Annotated in this window: 7 protein-coding genes; all 7 read right to left on the bottom strand. The window is 68.8% G+C overall.

What is annotated here, in order from left to right; all coding sequences use genetic code 11:
- Window positions 1-429: 429 nt before the first annotated feature.
- Genes V9K97_RS25480 through V9K97_RS25450 form a run of 7 tightly spaced genes read right to left on the bottom strand, consistent with a single transcriptional unit; the run spans window position 430 to window position 7354 of the window.
- Window positions 430-1233, bottom strand: a complete 804-nt coding sequence (locus V9K97_RS25480; RefSeq protein WP_337321502.1) for an enoyl-CoA hydratase/isomerase family protein — start codon at window positions 1231-1233, stop codon at window positions 430-432.
- A 21-nt stretch (window positions 1234-1254) separates the two neighbouring features.
- Window positions 1255-2091, bottom strand: a complete 837-nt coding sequence (locus V9K97_RS25475; RefSeq protein ID WP_337321500.1) for an SDR family oxidoreductase — start codon at window positions 2089-2091, stop codon at window positions 1255-1257.
- Window positions 2092-2128: 37 nt separating this feature from the next.
- Window positions 2129-2560, bottom strand: a complete 432-nt coding sequence (locus tag V9K97_RS25470; RefSeq protein ID WP_337321499.1) for a PaaI family thioesterase — start codon at window positions 2558-2560, stop codon at window positions 2129-2131.
- Window positions 2561-2573: 13 nt separating this feature from the next.
- Complete coding sequence (locus V9K97_RS25465; protein WP_337321497.1) at window positions 2574-4115, bottom strand: AMP-binding protein; 1542 nt, start codon at window positions 4113-4115, stop codon at window positions 2574-2576.
- Window positions 4116-4137: 22 nt separating this feature from the next.
- Window positions 4138-4614, bottom strand: coding sequence for a PaaI family thioesterase (locus tag V9K97_RS25460; protein ID WP_337321495.1), 477 nt, complete (start codon window positions 4612-4614; stop codon window positions 4138-4140).
- Window positions 4611-5618: a tripartite tricarboxylate transporter substrate binding protein gene (locus V9K97_RS25455; RefSeq protein WP_337321494.1), complete on the bottom strand. Its 1008-nt coding sequence runs from the start codon at window positions 5616-5618 to the stop codon at window positions 4611-4613. Before V9K97_RS25455 ends, V9K97_RS25460 begins: the two co-directional genes overlap by 4 nt.
- Window positions 5619-5638: 20 nt before the next feature.
- The gene (locus tag V9K97_RS25450; RefSeq protein WP_443304205.1) at window positions 5639-7354 is read right to left on the bottom strand and encodes a long-chain-fatty-acid--CoA ligase; all 1716 of its coding nucleotides are present in this window, start codon (window positions 7352-7354) and stop codon (window positions 5639-5641) included.
- Window positions 7355-7364 lie beyond the last annotated feature (10 nt).

Genomic DNA, 7364 nt, shown 5'->3' with positions numbered 1-7364 from the left:
CTCCAGCGTGCGTACGCCGGCCATGCCGTTGCCGACCATCACGAGCTTGAGTTTCTTCATGGGGTGGGGCCTTTCAAATGCAAATGCCGCAACGCAGCCTTGCGTGGCTGCATTGACGAGCGGGGTTGGGGGGAGGGGCGCCCGCAGAGTGCGGGCTGAAGGTGCTGGCGCCTCTTGCGCCGGGTGTTCGCAAGACCGCGAAAACCACACCAAAGCGGTGCTTCGTTACACCGTGATTTCCTGGTCATGCAAAGACCGTGCCTGCGCGGGTGAATCGCCGCTTCGCCAGTGAAGGCCTTTGACGCTACAGGCCAAGGACGGTGGTTGAAGAGAACTGGTGCTCGGAACTGGTGCGGCCGTGCACGTGGCACGTGCAATATTCAATTGGCGAGCCGCGGTAGCTCGCCGGTCAGAAGGCCCGTCGTGCGTTCAGCCCGGCCACTGGAAGCGCGGCGCGCGCTTGGCGAGGAAGTCCGCCACGGCTTCGCGGTGGCCCGTGGTTCCCATCGCCAGCGCCTGGGCGCTGGCCTCCAGTTCGAGCCGGGTGTCCAGGTCGTCCGAAGCAGCCAGGCTGCGCTTGATGAGGCTTACCGCCGAGGGCGATGCGCCTGCAAAGCTGTCCGCGAGCGCGCGTGCGCGGGGCAGCAATTGCTCGGGCGCCTGCAGCTCCATGGCCATGCCCAGGCGCAGCGCTTCTTCGCCGCCGACTTCGCGGCCTGAAAGCATCAGCTCCTTGGCGCGTTGCGCACCGACGATGCGCGGCAGGGTATAGAAGGTGCCGCAGTCGGGCACGAGGCCGATCTTGATGAAGGACACGCACAGGCGCGCCCGCGGCGTGGCAATCACGAAGTCGGCGGCCATGGCCAGGCCGAAGCCGGCGCCGAAGGCCGCACCGTCGACCGCCGCAACCACGGGGCGGTCGAGCGTGATGAGGTCGCGCAGCCAGCCGTGCAGGTCATGCAGGCGCTCGCGCCAGCCCTGGTTGTCCAGCCCCGCGCTTGCAATGCTGCGCAGGTCGCCGCCGGAGCAGAAGTGCCCGCCGGCACCGGTTATGACGAGCGCGCGCACGCTGCGGTCGCGCCGAACGCGCTGTACCGCATCGGCCACTTCTTCGCGCATCGCCGGGCCGAGCGCGTTGCGTGTGGCGGGGTCGTCGAGCGTCAACACGGCCGTTGGGCCCTCGGTTTCGAAGCGGATGCGCTCGTAGGTAGGGGAAGCTTCGGGTGTGGTCATGGCGTAGAAGAAGAGATGGATTCAGGCCGCCGGCTTGAGCGCGGAACTCAGGTCGCGCCCGCCGGCGAGCGAACTGCCGCCGTCCACCGGAATGACAGCGCCCGTGACGAAGCTGGACCAGGGCGAGCTCAGCATCAGCGCCATCAGCGCGACGTCTTCGGTGCGGCCGAAGCGTCCGAGCGGAATGGAAGCCGCCATGGCCGCAAGCGCCTCGGGGCCGGGCGCCAGCCTGCGCACGCCTTCGGTGTCGCCGATGGGGCCCGGCACGATCGAATTGACGCGCACGCCGTCGGCGCCCCATTCCATGGCCAGCACGCGCGTGAGCATGTCGACACCCGCCTTGGCGGCGCACACATGCGCCTGGTAGGGCGTGGGGTTGGCCGCCTGCGGCGCCGAGATGTTGATGACCGATGCGCCCGGCCGCCGCAGGAATTCATGCGCCGAGCGCAGCACGTTGAAGGTGCCCACCAGGTCGATGTCGACCACCGTGCGAAAGCCCTTGCTCGACATGCCGAGTGCAGGCGCCACGAAGTTGCCCGCAGCACCCGACACCAGCACATCGATGGGCCCGAAGGCCTCGTGCGCCGCGGCCAGCGCGGCGCCGATGCTGTCCGCATCGCGCACGTCTGCGCTCCAGCCTTCGGCGCGGCCGCCATGGCTGCGCAGCCGCTCGACGGCGGCCGCCACGCGTTCCGCCGAGCGGCTTGCAATGCCCACGCTGGCGCCGCGACGGGCAAAAGCCTCGGCAATCGAAAGATTGATGCCGCTGCTTCCACCGGCGACGAAAACCGCTCGGCCCTGGAAGTCGAAGGCCGCTTCGGGCGGCGGAGCGAGAGAAGCTTCTGCGTGTTCGGTCATGGGCGATGTATGAATGATGGAAAGGACACCGCCGCGCTCAGGCTTCCGACGGCGGCAGCGGCAGGTAGCGAAACGATCCGAGCGCGCTGGCGACCAGTTCGCCGCTTACGTCGCGCGCTTCGGCCGAGCAGGAAACGACGCCGTCGTTGGTCTCCAGCGCAAAGCCGTCGGCCACGATGCGGCCGAGCCCGGGCCGCACGAAGCTGGTGTTCAGGTTCAGCGTGACGGCGGTCTTGGTGAAGTCGACCAGCGAGACGGCCGCGCTCGCCATCACCACGTCGAGCATGGTGAGGATCACCCCGCCATGCACTGCGCCGATCACGTTTTGCAGCTCGGGCCGCGCATCGATCAAAAGCCGTGCCCGGCCGCCTTCCGAATAGGCGCGCTGCACACCCATCATCCGCGTGAAGGGCACGCGGGCGTAGGCGTTGCGGCGGGCTTCGGCTTCGGCGTGTTCCCCAGTGGACATCTCAGCGGCGATCTCATCGGCCATATGTGGCGCGCAAGGCGGTCTTGAGCACCTTGCCGGCGGCGCTCATCGGCAGGCTTTTGGCAAAGGCGATGCTGCGCGGGCATTTGTAGCCGGCCAGCTCGCGGCGGCACCACGCCGTAAGCTCGGCGATGAGTTCCGCGGCAATGGCATCGCTGGCCGCACCGGCCGCCGGGTGCCCTTGGCGCACCACGACCACCGCATGCACCGCTTCGCCCCAGCGCGTGTCGGGCACACCGATCACCGCGGCGTCGGACACTGCCGGATGGCTGCGCAGCGCCGCCTCGACCTCGCCGGAGTAGACGTTTTCGCCTCCCGAAATGATCATGTCCTTCAGCCGGTCGGCAATGAAGATGTAGCCGTCTTCGTCCATGCGCGCAGCGTCGCCAGTGCGAAACCAGCCCTCGTGGAACGCCTGTTGGGTGGTCTCCGGCAGGTTCCAGTAGCCGCGCGTGACCATGGGGCCGCGCACCACGATTTCTCCGACAACGCCGCGCGGCAGCTCGGCGCCCGATTCGTCGACGATGCGGATCTCCGCGCCCAGACCGGCCCGGCCGACAGAGCGCCAGCGGTCCGCAAGGCGCGCCGCACCGCGGTGGTTCTGCGGCGGGTTGATGCAGACGGCGCCTGCGGTTTCAGTCAGCCCGTACGCCTGGAAGAACTCGGCTTCGGGCCATGCCTGGAGGGCGCGGTCCAGCAGATCGGGCGGCATGGGTGCGGCGCCGAACGCAATGCGGTTGAGCGACTGCGCGCGCGCCGAGTCGAAATGCGGCCAGTCGAGCACGCTCTGCAGCATGCTCGGCACCATCACCGTGTCGGTGATGCCGTGGCGCTCGATGGCCGCGAGCACCGGCTCCGGGCGAAAGCTCGGCATCGTGAGGCAGGTGCCGCCGACCATCGACTGGCCCACCAGCCGCCCCATGCCGGCCACATGGAACAGCGGCGCCACCAGCAGCGCTACGCTGTCGGGCGAGTTCGGCAACTCGGCGCCGCGCGTCATCGAAGCCGTCCAAAAATTGGCATGCGAGAGCATCACGCCCTTCGAGCGCCCGGTGGTGCCGCCGGTGTAGAGCAGGGTGCACAGCGCGTCGCCGCCGGTGCGGCTGTCGGGCAGCGGGGCGCGGCCCGCGGCCTCGCCGGCCAGCGCGCTGAATGAAACCACGGGTGCCAGGTCGCCCAGCAGTGCGGCGGTTTCGCCCAGGGCGTTATCGGTAACCAGAAGCAGGGCGCCCGCATCGGCCAGTGCAAAGCGCAATTCGGGCACGCTCCAGCGCGTGTTCAGCGGGCACGCCACGGCGCCCAGCCACCAGCAGGCCCACAGCGCCACGATGAGGCGGTCGCTGTTGGGCGCCAGCAGCGCCACGCGGTCGCCGGGCCGTATGCCTCTTGCTTGCAGTGCCGCGGCATGGCGCGCGACCGCGTCCAGCAGCTCGTCAAAGTCGAGCGAGCGTTCCGAGTCTTCCGCCACGTGGCGCAGTGCTGTCTTGTGGGGGTGACGCTGCACGGCGCGGTGCAGGCCCTGTGTCAGGTACATGTGTGTCTCCAGCCGAGTGGGTTCAGTTGGGGCGAGGCGCGCCGGTGGCGTTTGCATCGGCCGGCGCGCGGTAGCGGAAGGTGCCCATTGCCTTGGCCACCACCGTGCCGCTGCCGTCGACCAGCTCGGCCTCGCAAAAGCACACCGAGCGCCCGCCGCCCGTCGCGCGGCCGGTGGCCACCAGCCGGCCCGACGCAGGGCGCATGAAGCCGATGTGCATGTCGATGGTCACCACTTCGCGGCTGTAGTCGATGCGGCTGAGCGCGGCGTGCGCCATGGCGCTGTCGAGCAGCGTCATGACCACGCCGCCATGGCCGCCGCCGTGGTTGTTGCACAGCTCGGGCCGCAGTTCGAGCGAGACGATTGCCTTGCCGTCGGCGGCGAAGTCGCGCCTGGCGGCCAGCAGTTCGAGAAAGGGCACATGGCGCTCCGGTCCTGCCACGGGGCGCGCGGTCGATTCCGGTTCGGTAAGGGTTTCGTTCATCTGCACGAGGTTCATTCGGGTTTGAAGCCGACTTCGTCGAGCATCTGCTTCTCGCGTGTGTACTGGGCTTGCGCGTAGGCGCGGAACGCCGTGCTGTCCATCGGCCACGCCGCAAGATCGAAGTCGCTCAAAAGGCGCTGGTAGGCCGGGTCTTCCATGCCCTTGCGCAGGGCCGTCTGCAAGCGGGCGGAAATCTTCGCATCGAGGTTCTTCGGTGCCACCAGCCCGAACGGCGACTGGATCACCAGGTCGTAGCCCTGTTCCTTCACGGTCGGCACGGCGGGCCAGCGCTTCAGCCGCTCTTCGGTGAAGGTGGCCAGCACGCGCACCTTGCCGCCCATCGCCATCGCACCGAAACCCGGGTCGCCCGACACATCGAGGTGTCGGCCGATGAGCGCGGTGAGCTGCTCGTTGCCGCCCTTGAACGGGATGAAGTTGAACTTGACGCCCGCCGCGCGCGCCAGCCGCTCGGCATAGATGCGGTTGATGCTGGTGCTGCCGACATTGCCCCAGCTGATCTCGCCCGGGCGCTTCTTCGCATCGGCCAGCAGGTCCGCAAGGTTCTTCCATGGCGCATCGGCCGCCACGGCAATGCCGGTGGCCAGGCTGGCCATGCCGATCACGTAGCTGAAGTCGGTCCGCGGGTCCCACGGCACCTTGATCATGTGCGGCTGGCGGATGACGGTGTTGTGCATCACGGCCAGCGTGTAGCCATCGGCATCGCCCATGGTGGTGAGGATGGCGGTACCGGTTACGCCGCCTGCGCCCGCCCTGTGCGTCAGCACGAAGGGCTGGCCGATCTCGTGCGAGGCCGCGTCCAGCATGGCGCGCACCACCGCGTCGAGCATGCCGCCCGGCGGAAACGGGAGGATGACGGTGATGGGCTTGGATGGAAACTCCGCCGCCAGTGCCGCGGTGTGCCGCCCGAGTGCCGCCGCGCCGAATGCAGCAAGCGCACCGGCGCCGAGTGCCCGGCGTGTCAGGCCCGCAGGAGCGGAAGAAAAAGATGAGGTCTGCATGCTTGTCTCCTTTGTTTTCGTCAATGCGCGGCGCGTTCGGCTTCGGCAATGGCCTCTTCCTGCAACAGCCGCCACTGCACCTTGCCGGTCTCGGATTTGGGAAGGGCGTTGCGGAACACCACGCTGCGCGGCACCTTGTAGGCCGAAAGCCGTTCGCGGCACCACGCGGCAATGCCTTCCGCGTCAACCTGCGCGCCGGGCCTGCACACCACCAGGGCCCGAACCGACTCACCCTGGCGGGCGTCTGGCACGGCCACCACGCAGGCCTCGTGCACGGCCGGGTGCTGGTGAAGAAGGTCTTCCACCTCGGCCGGCCACACCTTGAAGCCACTGACGTTGATCATGCGTTTGAGCCGGTCGCGCATGAAGAAGAAGCCGTCCGCATCGCGGCAGGCGAGGTCGCCGGTGCGAAAGAAGCGCTTGCCGTCGCGCTCGAAGAAGGCGGCTGCATTGGCCTGTGGGTTGTTCCAGTAGCCGAGCATGAGCTGCTCGCCGTGCGTGACGAGTTCGCCGACTTCGCCGTCGGGCAGCGGCGCCAGCGTGACCGGATCGACGATGCGCGATTCGACGCCGAAGGCCGGCAGGCCGAGCGAAAGCGTCTTGCCATTGCCCGGCGGATTGCCGTGCAGGAAAGAGGCCGTCTCGGTGAGGCCGTAGCCTTCCACGTACGAAATGCCGAAACGTTCCCGCAGCAGCGTGGCAACGGCCTGCGGCATCGGCGCACCGCCGCCGTTGAGCATGCTGAGGCTGCGCAGGTCGCGCTGCGCGGTTTCGGGGTGGGCGAAGAAGTCGTTCAGCATGGCGGGCGGTGCGGCCCAGGTGGTGACGCGGTAGCGCTCGATGGCGCGGCCCGCGGCCGCCACATCCCAGCGCGGCAGCATCACGACAGTCGCGCCTTGCGAAAGGGGCATCAGCATCGCGTTCTGCAGCCCGAGCATGTGAAAGAGCGGCGCCACCGCGAGCACCACTGCCTCGGCATGCAGGCCGCGCCACAGGACGGCGCCGTACGTCGAAGCCAGCACGGTGCGGTGCGTGTGCATGCAGCCCTTGGGGTGGCCCGTGGTGCCGGAGGTGTAGGGCAGCAGGCACAGGTCGGTGGGCTGCACGTCCATCTCGCGCGGCGGCGGTGCGTCGGCCAGTGCGGCCTGCCACGCCACCGCGCGGGGCACGTCGAGCGGCAGGCGTGCCGCCATAACGGCATCGGGCACCGGCTGCGTGGGCGGGTGCAGCAAAGCATCCGAGTAGGTGTGCACGACGGCATGTGCGAGCCGCCCGTCCTGCAGCGCCGGCGCCACCGCCGCGAGCAGCTCCTGTGCCACGCAAGCCACGCGGGCGCCGCTGTCGGCCAGGTAGTGCGACACCTCGGCCGCGGTGCTCATGGCATTGATCGGAACCACCACACCGCCCGCGCGCACGATGGCGTGGAACGCGACGACGAATTGCGGGCAGTTCTGGCTCAGAAGCAGCACCCGGTCGCCGCGATTCACGCCGTGCTGCTGCAGGTGCCCGGCCAGCCGCACGGCCTGGTCGCGCAGCGCGGCATAGGTGACGGCGTTCTCGCAGAAAAAGATGGCGGGCTTGTCCGGAAAGCGCAGCGCCGCCGATTCGAGCTGCTGCCAGAGCGTGATGCGCGGCACATGGATGCGCGCGGGCAGCCCGCGCGGCCAATGCGGTGGCGGAGTTTCCGCGAGAGCAGGGCAGTCGGTCATGGGCGGCGGAACCGGTTCTTGCTGCATGGCTTCGACG

The organism is Variovorax sp. CCNWLW186 (assembly GCF_037203865.1).
GTDB lineage: Bacteria > Pseudomonadota > Gammaproteobacteria > Burkholderiales > Burkholderiaceae_C > Variovorax.
Note: the sequence above shows the minus strand (reverse complement) of the source record. Positions and strands in the feature narration are given on the sequence as shown.

What these genes read in the sequence shown, in the direction of transcription:
- V9K97_RS25480 (WP_337321502.1), bottom strand. Translation starts at nt 1,233, where the DNA reads ATGACCACACCCGAAGCTTCCCCTACCTACGAGCGCATCCGCTTCGAA.
- V9K97_RS25475 (WP_337321500.1), bottom strand. Translation starts at nt 2,091, where the DNA reads ATGACCGAACACGCAGAAGCTTCTCTCGCTCCGCCGCCCGAAGCGGCC.
- V9K97_RS25470 (WP_337321499.1), bottom strand. Translation starts at nt 2,560, where the DNA reads ATGTCCACTGGGGAACACGCCGAAGCCGAAGCCCGCCGCAACGCCTAC.
- V9K97_RS25465 (WP_337321497.1), bottom strand. Translation starts at nt 4,115, where the DNA reads ATGTACCTGACACAGGGCCTGCACCGCGCCGTGCAGCGTCACCCCCAC.
- V9K97_RS25460 (WP_337321495.1), bottom strand. Translation starts at nt 4,614, where the DNA reads ATGAACCTCGTGCAGATGAACGAAACCCTTACCGAACCGGAATCGACC.
- V9K97_RS25455 (WP_337321494.1), bottom strand. Translation starts at nt 5,618, where the DNA reads ATGCAGACCTCATCTTTTTCTTCCGCTCCTGCGGGCCTGACACGCCGG.
- V9K97_RS25450 (WP_443304205.1), bottom strand. Translation starts at nt 7,354, where the DNA reads ATGCAGCAAGAACCGGTTCCGCCGCCCATGACCGACTGCCCTGCTCTC.